This is a genomic window from uncultured Phyllobacterium sp., assembly GCF_902479695.1.
In the GTDB taxonomy this organism is placed as follows: Bacteria; Pseudomonadota; Alphaproteobacteria; order Rhizobiales; family Rhizobiaceae; genus Phyllobacterium; species Phyllobacterium calauticae.
Map to the genome: position 1 here is coordinate 35,787 of NZ_CABSQF010000013.1, position 16,470 is coordinate 52,256.

Here is a 16,470-nt window from a genome sequence, read left to right on the forward strand (position 1 = left end):
TCGCATCCCCGAAGATGGCAATCGCGGTGCTAGCACTCTGTTAACCACAGAAATTGAGGATGAATCTGATTAGATACAGTACGACACCTGTGTCAAAACCAGCTCCCTCGTTTTGGTAGATGATCGCGAAATGGCGTGAGCTGTCTTCGGCATAGACCGACCCACGGAATCTGGCATCATCAAGCATCGAGAAAGATAGAAAAATGATCAGTGTGTCCAGCCATGTCTGGGAAAACATGGGTTATCGCAAGCTTGATGAGAGCGAGAGTTTGCGTGGCTCTTTTTACCGGTTACTCATCTATCATATCGAAGGCTTCAAGACAGATCAGCCAATCGTCGGTCCGCTGAACCATATCTTCGAAGGCCAGTTTTGTAGCCTCGCCATTGGTGGGAGCGTCAACGAAGCCTGTCGTACTCTTGCTACCGACGAGCTCGTCGATGATGAGGAGGAATGGCGCAAGAGACACAGCATGATCGGTCCGTATTTGGTTTTGAAGATCGGGCCAACTGCTGAATATAAGACGACTGCGACGCATCTTCGCAACGAGGGGAACGAAATCTGGACCAATGGCGGCTTCGACGATGCGAGGGCCGAACTGGACGAATTACAGGAGCGCATAGCGCCCTTGGTGGTTTCCAGCCTGACGGTCGCATTTTCTATTGCAGAAACGGTTTTTCGCTTTGTTGAAGCAGTCAACTATGGCGTCGCAAGGGATGGGAAGCGAATTCGCGATGTGCGCTTTTCCCTGAGTGCTTATGCCATCGTTTCAATGATGATCGCCGCCGACGAGGTTAGAACTACCGTACTCAACGCCTTGGGACGCTCTTCCCACCTGGACAGGAATGTCGCGGGATTTTACGATCTGGGGCTAAAGGAAACTGACCCCACCAAGCAATTTTTGCTCTTTTTCATTACGTTGGAACTGTTGACAAAGACTGAGTTCGCGAAGCGGTACCCATTGATCGCCAATTCGATATCCGGCGCGATGTTGCCGAAGAAGGAACGTAATGCGCTTGCGCACCAATTCTCCTGGCTGCAAAAGCATGCTCTAACGTCATTGTCCCAGCAATGTGTTGATAGGTTCCAACAGTTGAGACAGACGAGAAACCTGATAGCTCATGGCGCCATCGTGTCAGCCGATCCGCAAGACGTGGTCGACGTGAAAACGTTGGCGACAACCATCATCGCCGCGGCGACGGGTTTTCCGGCAAGATAAATTGAAAACTTTGATGGCTAATCAGTACCATACTTTCATTTCGCAACATGTTCTTGGTTCGATCCCTTTTAACGTGAGAAAACATTTGAAGTGAGATTTCCAATGAGTCATGGATGGCATCATCTACCCGTCATTGCGGCAACTGAACTAATGCCATCAATGACCGAGATGGGCCGGAAGCAGACTGTCAGGTTTAGGGAATTGGGTTCTGGTGAACTGACTTTTGGGAGAACCAACGGCCTGGTTAGCCGCCCGTAAGAATTCCAAAACCACCAATCTTATGGCATCTCATTGAAACCTGCCGTCTATTAGGAGACTGCATAATTACCATGTTGTCATCGCCTTTTGAGATTTACACGTATCTCATCACCTAGGAACCAACCACCTCCCTCGCTCCACGAAGAGATGATTCCGCGAGTCTCAAGCCATTGGACCAATGCACGATTTTCATCTGATCTTGGCAATCTTGGAGTGTGATATCCTGTCGTGATCTCAGAAAACGGATCTGGAAGCGCCGCAAGCACTTCGCGTGCTTCCTCGATCGTCATAGTCGAGTGAAACTTGTTGAACAGCGAAATCTGCGTCCCAACGGGCCTTGAAGTCAGGATCAGTGACCGCGCTTTAGCCGCATCAAGGCCGGATATACGAACGTTTGTGCGGTCAAGAATCGGGCCGATGAGTGCCGCTCGTTTGGGCAGTTCCGTCAGCGTACTCAAATCGATTAGGTCGATTATCGCGCGCTTATCGTCATCTGTTATGTCGGTTTGAAGGAGCCCTTCTCGGAAGACGTCGTCGAGACCGAACATGTCGGGATCGGTGAGATAAGCTTCGATGTTTTCTGCCACGAAAAGGATCGGCAAGTCTGTATTGACGTCTAGGCTTTCAAGGGTCTCCTTTGAAAAGGTGATTTTGCGCTCCTCTATGAGAGTAGTGAGCTTCGAAGAGTCGAGGCTTTTGGGAAAATTCTTGAACGTATTGGGCAACGCTCGGACATATTCCCGGTAGCTGTCATCGCTCAGCGCATTTGCGTTAACAAGGAATTGGGGTAGCAGCAGCATCTCCGGATCGTTAGGCAGACGTTGGTTCAGAATTGTCGCGCGCACATCTTTCCGATCAAGATAGGCCACCAGGATTTCCGTCGCGAAGCCACTGCCTGCCATGAACGAGATACAATTCTCCCATGTCGGCACGATACGTCGCAGCTCAAATACCATGGCGTGGAATTTCTCCAGAACACCCTCCAGCCTTGGCAGGAGAGCCGTCTGTCGACCGAGAAACTCACGAAGATTGTCTTCGTCAAGTTCCTCCCGGCTTAGGAGATCGGTTATGGCTGAGGCATCTTCCTCGGCATTGTCACGAAGCTCGAGGAGCACGTCGCTAAGATAGAGATCAAGGTCGCGTTCAACCCTCGCCGTCAAGGCGGGATCTGTGAGCGAACGCAGCGTAGTGTAATTACGCTCGCGAAACGCTACGAGATTGGTCTCGTCCAGAACTTCGGAAAAGACATGTTCCAGATTGGCAATCGAGAGTTCGAAAAGGCCTCGTCTTACCATGAAGCGCACGATGCCAGTGCACATCCCGATTGCCGTGAGGTCTCGAACCTCGAAACCAATGCGCTCGAGGCGTTCGGGTGCCAAATCAGGTGCAAGCGCCAGAATTTCAGGAAGTTTCGCCGCGACGAAATCAGGGAACTCGTCGCCATCGCGTGCTAGTGTTTCTAGCGCCCTTTCCGGCAGGTTGGTTACCAACTGTGTGATATGGGAGAGATTGCGCTTGCTGGCGATTGCAGTCGGAACGAACTGCTTCCATCCGTCAGTGAGGCGCGAAAGCAATTCGGGGACAGCGCGTCCCGTTGCGTAATAGGCCTCGAAGAAATCTTCGCAGCCTTCAAAATGGGATGCGATGAACTCTAAGAGCTTACGAGTCTGCTCGCTGTAGCGGGTCGCCTCGCTCAGAAAGCAGTCAACCAATTTGACGTTAAGGACATAGCTTTGCCCGAAGTCCGCTTCGCGCATCGCTGCGATGACCTCATTCGGGTTGTCAATCTGAAAGCCGGGGTCGGGAGTATAGAACGCCCGTACCTGTCTCAGAAATTTGTTGTCATTGGGTGAGAGCCGACCAGAATGAAACAGCGATGTATATTGATAATACGTATCGTCAAGATGACCTTCTAGAATCAAGAAGCGAGCCAGCTCTCCCTTCTCGCCGAAGCCGTCGAAAAGATCGGTTACACGCTCGGCGCCTGAACGCACAAGTTCATTGAATTTGGTTGTTCGAAGAGTCGCGATCTTCGCTCTAAGCTCACGAATCCGTCGCAAGCTCTCGCTCTTGTTGGCCTCAATTTTGTTTTCGATCTCTACCTTGCGCTGCAAGTAGGTCTTCTGGCTATCCACTTCGTGCTGCAACGTAGAGATATCGATCCGCGTTCCGTGATTGTAGGCATTGCGGTAGATAATATGCTTTGCTGCAATTACCTGTTCAAGCGCATCGTGTCCAACAAGCTGGGGAAGTGTGATCCAAGCTTGCCCTTCAACACTGATGCTATTTGAGTCCGCAGGAAGCTTCTCGATGAGCGCCATTGCGTAGACTTGGCGCAATTCCTTAAGGTCAGAAGGCGTCTGCCGTTCGGCGATATCAATCTTTTGTTCTAGTTCCGCTATCTCTGCCTTACAGCCGGCCTCTGCGTGGCCAACAAGTTCATCGTGGCGACCCAGAATGTCAGCGAGATTGCCTTCGCCTCGGTGCAGTTGTTCGAAATCCCTGGGGTAGACATTCTTATATATCAGGATCGCAAGAAGCTTGTTGGCGTTGAGGGTATTTTCGTCGTCAGTCTCCAAATTGGCGACGTAGATGGCATATTCATTGAAGATATTCTGAATAAGTCTTAGGTCGTTCAGATATCGTGAGACCTCTCGAAGATACTGTCGATCAAGACGACCGTCGAGTTCAAGTCTCTTTCCCTGCTCCAGCACCATATCAATCGAGTTCGAAGCGTTTATGATGGGAATAACAGGAATGATGAATTCGAAGAACTTGGTCCGGTCTGTATTAACAAATACGTCGTCGCGGAGAGCGTAAAGAAATCTAATAGTTCGCCTGACTCCCGCGTTCGCATTCACCAAACTGTTGATCTCACGCAATGTCACGAATATTTCGGCATCTTCAAATCGGTCCAGATCCTCAATGATTACGAGATCATAATCTGTTGACTGGAAGAAGTAGATAATTTCATCCAAGTGACGGTTAAGTATTGAATCTAGATTGTCTGATGCGGGCCTTATTTCTATGTCTTTTAGAGAGACGCTTTTGAGTGACAGCCCAAAGCTGGCGACATAAAAGTTGTGCAGCGAAACCCACAAAAAAAGCAACGAAAACCCGAAGACTCCGAAATTAGGCCAATTGCTGAATGCGAGTGGATCGAAAAAGGTGCCGCTGATTATCGGTTCCCGCTTTGTGAATACGTACCAGAGCGAGAGTAAGCCGAACATGATGTAAAGCGATTTGAAGATCGACAAGACGCCAGGGGATTGAATTCGCTTAAATCGCGACAGTGGAAGTTTGTTGGCATCTGCACCGTACAGCATTTGCTGCAGTATGCTTCTTTCAATCTCCTGCCGGCTCACTTTGAGACTTGGGGTGCTAGCTTCTTTGTCGCTTGGCGGGCTGGCTTCTTTCACGAACGCCGCGAGAGATATGTGAAGTGGAGGTCTTCGGTATCTTTTCAGGAACGATTGGATGATGCTGCTTTTTCCTGAACCATAAGGCCCCGTCAGCGCTATATTGTTCACTTTCGGGTCTGTCGTGGCGAAGAGCAACGCTTCGGAATATACACCGTCCTTGTCAGCTTGGTCGGTCGGTGCAAGATTTACAAATTTAGCTTTTGTGACGGCGGGTCGACCAATACCTTCCAAGAAGGCGCCGAAACGAGTGAACCAGCCACCCAGCCAATTTGTTAATGTCGCAATACGTTCGCCCATAAGTAACCTATCTATCACAAGTCCAAACGATAAATATCTCTGAGGAGCCGGAAAAAACTACTTTTCATCTCCAATAACTCTTCATCCGGAATCGTAGAGGGAAGTAGCCATAGGTAATAGTCTCAATGATCGGCAGCTTACGACCCCATTGTGAACATTCACCGATGCAAAAGTCTTCGTCGCGACCTTTTACACGTTAAGCTTTCTGGATTCGAATTTCAGCTACCTCAACTACTCGAATCGAGTACTATGAATTCCAATTCTGACGTTCACCGTATGAACAAGCGATAGGGAAAGTGTAAATGGCGAAATGTACTGCACCGGTTCGCGGGCATACGGGCGGCGGCGCGGCGTCCTGTCCTGCGTGCTCTAGCCGGTCGCGATACGGCGGCTACAGTCGCTACGACTCCGGATCATACTCATCGCGTTCATACTCAACCACCTCGTCTTCCTCTGGACTTAGCAGCGGTCGAAGCAGTGGCGGCGGGTCGGGTCGCCGTACGTTGAAGCCCCGTTGGTCGGGGGGCGGTTCATCAGCGTGGTACACACCGGAACAAGTACAGGCGCTTACGCCGGTTCGTGAAAATGTTGAGAGCCTAGCGGCGTCACAGCCAGATCTCCGAGATGTGTTCCTCTGTCATGCATGGGATGACAGGCAAGGGTCAGCCAAGGAACTTCATGATCTGCTCGAAGCGAGAGGCGTTCGGGTGTGGTTCAGTGAGAAGGATCTTGGTCTTGGGGTGCCGATGATGCGGGCAATCGATAAGGGCTTGGTGAATTCGCGCGTCGGTATTGTTTTGGTAACCCCGGCTATGTTGCGCCGTCTTCCGATGGAAGGCATCGCAGATAAAGAGCTTTCGGCTCTCCTCCGCCGTGAGCGGCTCGTCCCGGTTGTTCACGGAACGACATATGACGAGCTTGAGCAGGTCAGCCTCTTGCTAGCCTCCCGAGCCGGGCTAAACACAGCGGAAGAGTCGATGGAGGAAGTCGCGAAAAAAATCGCCGAACTGGTCGCTACCTAGTGGCCATAGGGTTTAAATTGCGAAATCTTTTTTGAGCATCAATGTTCGATAATGGCGCGAAGCGGGTACAACAATGGCTCTGCAAACGGCAGCTATCACCGATTATCCCCCGGAACCAGACCGTCAGCATTCAGGAAAACCGAGAGGCGGTCTGAACGACTGATTTGGGGCGCGAAGCAGTCGTTTGTTTGGATTCCTATTGGTGTGGTACGAAGTGCCGACGTGGATTGTAGACATTCACGCTACAATCGAAAGTGTTTGAAAATCGCGTGTTATCGGCATTTACAAAGGAAGAATTCCAAGGCGTCTGCGGCGCGTACAATCGATCTTTTTCTGTTAATTTTTGATATTGTATAACCGCGCGCCCCCGCCAAACTTCAGATGGTCGAGGGCTACCCCTTTAAGAATGTCCGCCTCTTTCAGGCGGCGATCCTTTCGGCTGATTTCGGCGGATCTGGAATGCCGAAGCCGACGCTACGGATTCGGAACTCGTAGATGGCTGTTGATCCAGCCAAATGCCGCCCGTGCGTCGTTGAAGAGGCTGGCGAGATCAGAGTACGGTTGCGCGTACGGTGATCGAAAAAACGATCCCTACGACGCCCTGCACGGCCTCCTACTTCGAAGCAGTTGTAGCACCGACATCACGGGCAAGATTGCGGACAGTGTCTGGACCCGTCGAATTGGCAAGCGCGACCTCATGGCCGGCCACCAAGCTTTCGCACCAACCCGGCGTCAATATTTCCGGCGCCGATGATCCCGATCTTCAGGGATGTCGTTTCGCCAAACGTATCTGCTCCTGAAATGCGCTCACAACGCCTACCTTATCAGGATGTTGTCGATGTCGACATTAGACCGGCAGCCCCAGCTGCTTTCGCAGGCTCTTGTCAAATGCGAATGCGGGGACGAAACGGCGCAGAAAACTGACCTGGCGTGCCATTTTTCCGGCCGCATAGCGCCTCTTCGGAGCGGGATCTGTCGCAGCCGCCAAAATGGTCTTGGCTACTACTTCGCACGCGTCGCCTTTTTCCATCGATTTCCGAACGGTTATAGTCATATCAGCCCGCGCAGAGTTATAGATATCAAGCAACTGATCGGGGGCGGCGAGATTGGCCTCGAATGACGTACGGGTATAGGCAGGCTCCACTAACGAAACGCGAATGCCGAACGAGCGTAATTCGTGATCGAGCGATTCGGAATAACCCTCGATGGCATGTTTGGTCGATGAGTAAAGCGCGAAATACGGAGCAGGGATGAACCCCTGTACCGAACTCAAATTAACGATTCTGCCCTTTCTCTGGCGTCGCATTGCCGGCAACACCGCGTTGGTCACGCGGAAAACGCCGAAGACGTTCACGTCGAACAGGGCCTGGGCCTGGGCTATTGAGGATTCCTCCGCGCCACCAAGCAGACCCATGCCAGCATTATTGACAAGCAGATCAATGCGCCCGGCCTCGGCCAGCACGTCATCCACCAGTTTCGCCACGGATGTATCGTCGGCCACGTCGCAAGTCAGCATGGTAACGCCGTCGCTCCTCTGGGCGACGGCACGACGGCTGGTTCCGAACACACGAAAGCCCGCGTTCTGTAGGGCCGCGGCAGTTGCCTGCCCGATGCCGGTGGATGCCCCCGTCACGAGGGCGACGCCAAGATTGGTCTTGTTCATGGAAATTACTTCTTTCTTTATGCTGGATTGCGTTTCAAAATGTCGGTTGGCTTGCCGGCCGTGGTCAGGTGTTGGGAAAAACAGGAACGGTTAAAGACAGTCTTCAATCACCGGTTCGTCCGGTGCTCGCGCCGGTCAGTTCGTTCGCCCATCTGCATCGCTTGCAATGCGCCTGACTTCGCCAGTGGCTGCGTCGAGGATGCCTTGCGACAAATTCTCGTCCTGCATGATGCGGGATAGCGTGACGGCGCCCACCATCAGAGACAGTATCGCCATTGCCTTGCCGCTGGGATTGGAGCTCTTGGCATGGTTCATCAGCTCATCCAGCACCTCAAAGTGAGCGCGGATACCATCCTCAAATGGACGCCTGACCTCTTCGCTTTGCCGCGCCGCGTCGGCTCCCAACGCCACCAATGGGCAGCCGTCTGCCGTTTCCCCACGATGATCCGGGGAGAGGTAGAACTCCATCACTGCTTCGAGGGGATTGGAGCTTGTTGCTACAGCAGTCGACCATCTCCGTGTGGCGCTTTCCATCGCGCGCCTTGACGCAAGTGCGGCGAGGTCGTCCTTGGACGAGAACTGCTTATAGAACCCGCCTTGCGTTAGGCCAGCACCCTTCATCAGATCCTTCAGGCCGATACCATCGAAGCCATGCTCTCGAAAGAGACGGCTCGCAACATTGATTACAGTTTCCCGATTTTCTTCGGCCTGTGCGCGGCTCACTCTCATGTCAATCTCCGATTAGATTTCATTTGACATCTATAACATAAATAGATTTAGATCGCAATCTAATTTGTGCAGATCGCTCGTCAAGTAGAGAATGTTAAATGAAACGCAAATACGTCCTGACTTTTGTGGGTTTGCTGGGAGTGGCGGCCGCCGCCGGCTTTTACCTGGTTTCCGAAACCGCTGAATGGAAAGCCGAAGCCACAGATCCGAGGACGGTTACGCCGCTCGTAAGTGTGGCCGAGGCGAAAAAGGCTGGAACGGCCGAACGGTCGTTTACCGGAAATGTCGCTTCCCGTGTACAGAGCAATCTCGGGTTCCGGGTTCCGGGTAAGATCGTCCAGCGAATGGTCGATGTGGGTCAGCAGGTGAGACAAGGCCAGGTCCTGATGCGCATCGATGAAACCGACCTCCAACTCGCGCTTACAGCGAAGCGCAATACGGTCATTGCAGCACAGGCTGTCCTGATCCAGGTACAGGCAGATGAGAAACGCTATGCGGCGCTGGTGAAGAATGGATTGGCTGCCACTCCACAGCGTTATGAACAGGCGAAAGCGGCCCTCGACACGGCCTCGGCCCAGCTGGCCGCGGCTGAGGCTGACACGAAGGTCGCAGAAAATGCAGCCACCTATACGGTTCTTCTTGCAGATTCGGATGGAACAGTCGTCGCAACGCTTGGAGACCCCGGACAGGTCGTGGCAGCGGGCCAGACGGTTGTACAACTTGCAAAGGCAGGTCCTCGTGAAGCCGTTGTCTGGCTGCCTGAGACTTTGCGGCCCGACATAGGATCCGAAGCGCAGGCCAGTGTCTATGGTGACAGCGGGCTCAACGGAAAAGCCAGGTTGAGACAGATATCCGATTCAGCGGACCCACAAACCCGAACCTACGAGGCCCGTTATGTCCTCGACGGCGATGCGGCCTCGGCGCCGCTTGGTTCGACTGTCACAATTAGAATCATGGATACGGATCGGAGGTCGGAAGTCGCTATACCCGTCGGCGCTATCCTGGATGACGGCAGCCGCACAGGCGTATGGGTGATCGATGGACAGTCCTCTGCCGTGAAATTCACACCGATTGAAGTGAAACGGATCGGCGAAGAAACCGCGTTTGTCACTGGCATAGATGTTGGCCAGCGAGTCGTCGCACTCGGCGCTCATCTCCTTGAGAATGGTGCTACCGTCAGGGTCGCCTCGCAGCAAGAGGTGACAAAGTGATGAACTTCAATCTTTCCGCCATCGCGGTTCGCGAACGCGCCGTTACCTTATTCTTCATCGTTTTGTTGGCGGCTGCAGGCGTATACGCCTTCGTCAAGCTGGGACGCGCCGAGGATCCCTCCTTCACCATCAAGACCCTGACGGTCACTTCAGTCTGGCCAGGTGCCACTGCGCGTGAAATGCAGGATCTTGTCGCTGAGCCCCTTGAGAAGCGCATTCAGGAACTCTCATGGTATGATCGTGTCGAAACGACAACGCGCCCTGGCTACGCCTTCCTCACCGTGACCTTGAAAGATAGCATGCCGCCCGCCGCCGTCGAAGACGAGTTCTATCAGGCTCGCAAGAAGCTTAGCGATGAAGCCCGAAATCTCCCTCCAGGCGTCATTGGTCCCTTCGTCAACGATGAATATTCCGATGTGAGCTTCGGTCTTTATGCACTGAAGGCAATGGGGATGCCGATGCGCGACCTCGTGCGACAGGCGGAGGTCATCCGTCAGGATCTCCTGCATGTTCCGGGTGTGAAGAAAATCAACATCCTCGGGGAACGCCCCGAACAGATCTTCGTCGAGTTCTCCTACGCCAAGCTGGCGACGCTTGGAATATCGGCGCAGGATATCGCCGCAGCATTGCAAAGACAGAACACGGTTACACCCGCGGGCTCGATCGACACGCGTGGGCCGCAGGTCTTCATCCGTTTCGACGGAGCCTATAACAACGTGCAGGCAATTGCCGACACGCCGATCGCCGCGGCTGGACGCACTCTAAAACTTTCCGACTTGGCGGATATTCGGCGCGGGTATGAAGATCCGGCGACCTACATCATCCGCCATGAGGGCGAGCCCGCAATCATGCTGGGTGCCGTGATGCAACAGGGCTGGAATGGTCTTGAGCTCGGCAAGGCGCTTGAAGCGCGATCCGCCGCAATCACGCAGAGACTGCCGCTGGGCATGACGCTCACCAAAGTCAGCGATCAGGCTGTTAACATCGACGGGGCGGTTGGCGAATTCATGCTCAAGTTCGCAATGGCGCTTGGCGTCGTGCTATTCGTGAGCCTGGTTGCCCTCGGCTGGCGCGTCGGCATCGTTGTTGCGCTTGCTGTACCGCTGACGCTCGCCGTCGTCTTCCTCATCATGCTGGAAACCGGCCGATTCTTCGATCGTATCACGCTCGGCGCGTTAATCCTTGCGCTTGGCCTTCTCGTGGACGACGCCATCATTGCCATTGAGGTGATGGTGGTGAAGATGGAGGAGGGCATGGACCGCATCAAGGCGGCCGCTTTTGCCTGGAGCCATACGGCAGCGCCGATGCTGTCCGGCACCCTCGTCACAATCATCGGGCTGATGCCCGTGGGCTTCGCAAGATCGACTGCCGGTGAATACGCCGGAAACATCTTCTGGGTCGTGGGCTTTGCGCTGATCGTTTCGTGGTTTGTTGCAGTCATCTTTACCCCTTACCTCGGCGTTAAGATGTTACCTGATATCAAACCGGTCGAGGGTGGACATCACGCCATCTATGATACGCCGAACTACCGTCGCCTTCGCTCCCTCATCGAGTTCGCGGTTCGGCATAAATTCATGACGTGTGCAGTGGTTGGCATCGCGATGGCTGTCTCAGTCGTCGGGATGGGAGGCGTAAAACAGCAGTTCTTTCCGACATCGGATCGGCCTGAAGTGCTGGTCGAAGTTCGCATGCCCGAAGGCACAAGCATCGAAACCACGACAGCCGCAGTGGAGAAAGTCGAGGACTGGCTGCAAGCTCAGCCGGAAGCAAAAATCGTCACCAGCTATGTAGGGCAGGGTGCGCCCCGCTTCTTCTTTGCCATGGCACCCGAATTGCCCGACCCTGCCTTCGCCAAGGTCGTTGTGCTCACCCCCGACGCGCACGCACGCGAGGCTTTGAAGCACCGCCTGCGAGCCGCCGTTTCGGACGGGCTTGTTCCTGAGGCATCTGTGCGCGTAACACAGCTTGTCTTTGGCCCCTACACGCCGTTTCCGGTCGAGTTTCGGATCATGGGACCGGATCCGGATGAACTTTACAAAATCTCCGAGCAGGCTCTTGCTATCATGAAAAGTGTTCCAGATGTCCGACAGCCCAACCGGGATTGGGGCAACCGAACTCCGGTGCTGCGGTTTGTCCCCGACCAGGATCGGCTCAATCTGATCGGTCTCTCACCCTCTGAGGCAGCCCAGCAGATGCAGTTGTTGCTCAGCGGCATCCCAGTTACCCAAGTGCGCGACAACATCCGAAATGTTCCTGTTGTCGCGCGTAGCGCAGGTGACAACCGGCTTGATCCTTCAAGGCTGGGCGATTTCTCGCTCATGAGCAGGAATGGCCATCAGGTCCCCCTTGATCAGATCGGCCATTCCGAGATCCGGTTTGAGGAGCCGATCCTGAAACGCCGCGACCGCACGCCGGTGATTACGGTACGCTCTGACATCAACGAGGCGACACAACCCCCGGAGGTCTCACAGCAGGTCATGAAGGCCCTTCAGCCACTGATCGCATCGCTTCCTGTCGGGTACCGCATCGAAATGGGCGGTAACATCGAGGAATCCCTCAAGGCCAATGTCGCACTCGTCAAGATATTCCCGGCCATGATTGCAGCGATGTTGATCGTCATCATCCTCCAGGTTCGCAGCCTGTCAACGATGACGATGGTCATGTTGACTGCGCCACTCGGACTTGCCGGGGTGGTCCCGACGTTGCTTCTCTTCAATCAGCCTTTCGGCTTTAACGCCATTCTCGGGTTGATAGGATTGGCAGGTATCCTCATGCGCAACACGTTGATCTTGACAGAACAAATCAAGGAAAATCAAGCTGCCGGTCTCGATGACTATCACGCCGTTATTGAAGCGACGGTGCAGCGGACGCGCCCTGTCATCCTGACTGCACTGGCTGCCATTCTCGCCTTCATACCCTTAACTCATTCGGTGTTCTGGGGATCGATGGCCTATACGTTGATTGGCGGAACGGCGGCGGGTACCGTGATGATCCTGCTCTTCCTTCCAGCTCTGTACGCGGTGTGGTTCCGGATCAAGCCAACTAAAGATGACCACCACGGAGAAGCGAAAGAACTGGCGCAACTGACGGCACTGGCTGCTGAGTAGGGTACTTCGTATGCAAAAGATCTCTCCGGTTTTTAAGTGGTTTTCTCATGCCTGCCGGTGTGCGCAAGAGAAACGGAGCTCCAGCAAAATCGGAGGGGTCTAGGAAGTACCCGATCAATGATGGGATCATTGTGTGCTTGTGGTACCTCGTCATCGTTCAACGTGGCGATTGTATCATGCAAATGGCCGGTCTGGCGTGATCAAACTGGGATCAGATGTTGGGCTGCCCGTGCATTTGCCCGAAAAGTTGGTTCCTCACCACCATGGCAGAAAACGCTATTTGCGTTCGCGAAGAGTGATTGATATGATTTTATGACGGTACTTTAGAGGCTAATTCGTGCGCGTCACTAATGTCGAGAGATGTAAAAATCGTCCAATTGGTCCCGATAGTTGACGAAACCTTTTTTCACGGCGATTTTCCGAAATCGTAGCATTTTGACGTGCCGGGTGCCGGAGTTTTCTCGCCGCCAGAATTAATTTACAAGTAATTTCAATTTTTTATATGGCGTTTGAACGGCGAGATGGGAAGAATTGCGGTTCGAATCTCATCAAGGCGGTCAAAGGACCGGTCGGTCATTTCGTTGAAATACGGCTTGGCGTCACATTCGCCGTCCGCTTCCCTCTCGACATCCGCGTGGGCTAGTTCCCCCTAGTGCCGATTTTGTTCGTGTCACATCTCGGCGCGCAGCGATGCGGGCCTCTTTTTTATGAACTGACTGCTTCATCCGATAACGTTACGCGACCACGTTACGAATAAAACGCACCGTTTCATTGGTCTTGTTAAGGTAGGAATACTCCTGCGCGGAACCGTAAATCTGGAACGATCCGGCCGGATGATTGGTCTCCACACCGCTTCGGATAAGCGTGAGCACGCCATCGATGACGAAGATCATCTCATGCCACCCCTTGGGATCAGGTTCGGCGTCGTACCGTTCCCCTGCGTCCAACGACCATCGCCACATCTGTGTCTCTTGCCCGGCAGGCGCGGTGCCGAGCAGGACGCCAACGCTGTTTTCGCCGCGTCCGCGCCAGGTTACCTCGTCTATGTCGGTCGACGAACGGTCCGGATCTCTGACAAGGTCGACGAAGGTGACACCCATCGCTGCACCGAGCTTGTCGAGACTCGACAGGCTGATGTTCGCATCTCCCGCCTCGACGCCGATGATCATACGGCGGCTGATGCCGGATGCCTCGGCCAGTGCGACCTGGCTCATACCCGAAGCCTGCCTCAGGCGGCGCAGGTTTCCCGAAACGTGAGAAAGCACGTCGCTGCGCTCTTGACTGTGCAATATATTGCTCATAGGTTCTCTCTACTCTTAACGGGCAGACGTTTCAACAGCGAATTCGACCGCGCATCCAACCTTTTGCGTGAACGGGGACGCATGTCCACTGCTTCCCGCATATCGAAAGGTGAGACTTCTTATGACGCGACAGATCATACTCGATGAAACGCAGATTACAGCACTCCTTCCCAAGGTCGACATCCGTGGCGCGCTCGAGCGCATGTTTCGTGCGCTCGCCGAAGGTCAGGCCGTACAGCCGCCGCAGACGCTCAGCCTCTTTCCGGGCGATGCTGGCGACTTCATCACGTACTTGGGCGTCTTCGCTGAGGAAAAGGTCTTCGGTGCCAAGCTTTCCCCATACATTGCGGGCGACGGAAAGGCGTTGGTTACCGCCTGGACGCTGCTGATCTCGATGGAAACGGGCACCCCGGTCCTGCTCTGCGATTCCAAGAAGCTCACCACAGAACGGACGGCCGCCACTTCCATCGTTGCTGCCGATGCTCTCGCACCCAAGCATGCTTCCGTCCTGACGATCGTAGGGACCGGCCCGGTCGCGCTCGCGCATCTCCGTTATGCCGAAGGCATCCGTGAATGGAAGCAGGTTAGGATAGCGTCGCCTAACATCGCCGGCCGTACCGTCATTCCTGAGAAGACCACGAACGGCGTCGCCATCACGAAATACGCAAACGTCAACGAGGCGGTGCGCGGTGCTGACGTCGTGCTTTTGTGCACGTCTTCCGGCAAGCCAGTGATCGACGTCGCGTCATTGTCGAAGGCCGCCGTCGTCACCTCGATCAGCACAAACGTCGCCAACGCGCATGAAGTCGACCCAGCCGCTCTCCAGGGTTTCGATGTCTATTGCGACTATCGGGCAATGACGCCTGCATCGGCCGGTGAGATGAAGCTTGCTGCGGCTGCAGGGAGCTGGAGTGCGGAATCGATCCGGGGAGACCTTCCCGAACTGCTTTCCGGCCGTGCGACTGCGCCAAGCCGGGAGCGCCCCGCCTTTTTCCGCTCGATCGGTCTCGGCCTTGAAGATATCGCCGCTGCCGTCGCGCTGCTCGAAGCCGCTCGCGCCTGAACAAAAACCAGAACACACGAGGACAATGACATGAAGATCCGCAATTTCGGCGTCGAAATCTGGATGAATAAATATGAGACGCAGTGCGAGCTGAACCTCGCAGAGACCTGTGTCGAATCGCTGACCGTCGCCGAACTGCTTGATATGGCGGGTGGCAACGACAACCCGCAGCAGCGCCTTCCCTTCAAAAAGACCTATGGCGAGATCGAAGGCAGCGTCCGCCTTCGTAACCTCGTGGCTGGCCTCTACGAAACGCAGAAGATGGAGAATGTCGTCACCACCCATGGTGCGATCGGCGCGAACGCCCTTGTTCACCAGACGCTGGTAGAGCGAGGCGACCGCGTGATATCCGTCCTGCCAACCTACCAGCAGCACTACTCGATCCCGGAGAGCATCGGCGCTGACACGCAGATCCTGAAGCTCACCGAGAAGACCGGCTTCCTGCCTGATCTCGAGGAACTGAAGGCGCTTGCGACGCCCGGCACCAAGCTGATCGCCATCAACAATCCGAACAACCCGACCGGCTCCTTGATGGACCGCGCCTATCTTGAGAAGCTAGTCGAGATTGCTCGGGCATGCGGCGCATGGGTACTCTGCGATGAAGTCTATCGCGGCACGGACCAGGAGGGCGAACTCGGCATGACGGTGTCCATCGCAGACCTCTACGAAAAGGGAATTAGCACGGGCTCTATGTCGAAGACTTACTCGCTGGCCGGCCTTCGTCTCGGCTGGATCGCCGGGCCCGTGGAACTGATCCATGCGGTCTCTGTTCACCGCGATTACAACACGATCTCGGTCGGCATGCTCGATGATCATTTCGCCGCGATCGCATTGGAGAATAAGGACAAGATCCTTAAGCGCAGCCACGAGATTACCCGTACCAACCTTGCGATCCTGTCGGACTGGGTGGATGCCGAGCCGCTGATCTCGTGGATCAAGCCGAAGTCCGGCACGACCGCGCTCCTGAAATACGACCTGCCAATTTCCTCGGAAGAGTTTTGTATCCGCCTTCTGGAAAAGACCGGGGTCATGTTTACGCCAGGCAGTGCGATGGATATGGAGGGGTACCTTCGTATCGGCTACACGAACGGCGAAGCTGTTTTGCGCGAAGGCCTGAAACGCGTGTCGGCGTTCCTCAGGGAGGCCGCTTCGTTGGCCGCTTGATCCTCAACCATTCAAG

Annotated in this window: 10 protein-coding genes; 6 read left to right on the forward strand and 4 right to left on the reverse strand. The window is 54.5% G+C overall.

The annotated features are described in order from the left end of the window. Positions 1-203: 203 nt before the first annotated feature. The gene (locus tag RDL77_RS10135; RefSeq protein ID WP_288192720.1) at positions 204-1,217 is read left to right on the forward strand and encodes a hypothetical protein; all 1,014 of its coding nucleotides are present in this window, start codon (positions 204-206) and stop codon (positions 1,215-1,217) included. A gap of 335 nt (positions 1,218-1,552) precedes the next feature. Here the strand turns inward: RDL77_RS10135 and RDL77_RS10140 are convergent, their stop codons facing one another. Beyond that, positions 1,553-5,194 carry an ATP-binding protein gene (locus RDL77_RS10140; RefSeq protein ID WP_288192721.1) on the reverse strand — a complete coding sequence of 1,214 codons (3,642 nt, stop codon included), beginning with the start codon at positions 5,192-5,194 and terminating at the stop codon, positions 1,553-1,555. Between the two features lie 302 nt (positions 5,195-5,496). Between RDL77_RS10140 and RDL77_RS10145 the strand changes: the two genes are divergently transcribed. Continuing rightward, positions 5,497-6,216, forward strand: a complete 720-nt coding sequence (locus RDL77_RS10145) for a toll/interleukin-1 receptor domain-containing protein (protein WP_288192722.1) — start codon at positions 5,497-5,499, stop codon at positions 6,214-6,216. An 847-nt stretch (positions 6,217-7,063) separates the two neighbouring features. Here RDL77_RS10145 and RDL77_RS10150 read toward each other — a convergent pair. Then, on the reverse strand, positions 7,064-7,879 hold the full coding sequence (locus RDL77_RS10150) for an oxidoreductase (RefSeq protein WP_288192723.1): 816 nt from the start codon (positions 7,877-7,879) through the stop codon (positions 7,064-7,066). Between the two features lie 135 nt (positions 7,880-8,014). Then, on the reverse strand, positions 8,015-8,608 hold the full coding sequence (locus RDL77_RS10155; protein ID WP_288192724.1) for a TetR/AcrR family transcriptional regulator: 594 nt from the start codon (positions 8,606-8,608) through the stop codon (positions 8,015-8,017). Positions 8,609-8,706: 98 nt separating this feature from the next. Between RDL77_RS10155 and RDL77_RS10160 the strand changes: the two genes are divergently transcribed. Both RDL77_RS10160 and RDL77_RS10165 read left to right on the forward strand, forming a co-directional pair. Next, positions 8,707-9,819 (forward strand): efflux RND transporter periplasmic adaptor subunit, encoded by a 1,113-nt coding sequence (locus tag RDL77_RS10160; RefSeq protein ID WP_288192725.1) that lies wholly within the window; start codon positions 8,707-8,709, stop codon positions 9,817-9,819. Then, entirely contained in the window at positions 9,819-12,926 is a 3,108-nt protein-coding gene (locus tag RDL77_RS10165; RefSeq protein ID WP_288192726.1) for an efflux RND transporter permease subunit, read from the forward strand. The genes RDL77_RS10160 and RDL77_RS10165 overlap by 1 nt, the downstream gene beginning before the upstream one ends. A 734-nt stretch (positions 12,927-13,660) precedes the next feature. On the opposite strand, the gene RDL77_RS10170 is transcribed toward RDL77_RS10165, so the two are convergent. Then, the gene (locus tag RDL77_RS10170) at positions 13,661-14,227 is read right to left on the reverse strand and encodes an XRE family transcriptional regulator (protein ID WP_288192727.1); all 567 of its coding nucleotides are present in this window, start codon (positions 14,225-14,227) and stop codon (positions 13,661-13,663) included. 121 nt (positions 14,228-14,348) lie between these two features. Here RDL77_RS10170 and RDL77_RS10175 point away from each other — a divergent pair, with 121 nt between their 5' ends. Together RDL77_RS10175 and RDL77_RS10180 are read left to right on the forward strand one after the other, a co-directional pair. Beyond that, positions 14,349-15,290 carry an ornithine cyclodeaminase family protein gene (locus RDL77_RS10175; RefSeq protein ID WP_288192728.1) on the forward strand — a complete coding sequence of 314 codons (942 nt, stop codon included), beginning with the start codon at positions 14,349-14,351 and terminating at the stop codon, positions 15,288-15,290. Positions 15,291-15,320: 30 nt separating this feature from the next. Beyond that, on the forward strand, positions 15,321-16,454 hold the full coding sequence (locus RDL77_RS10180) for an aminotransferase (RefSeq protein WP_288192729.1): 1,134 nt from the start codon (positions 15,321-15,323) through the stop codon (positions 16,452-16,454). Positions 16,455-16,470: the final 16 nt, after the last annotated feature.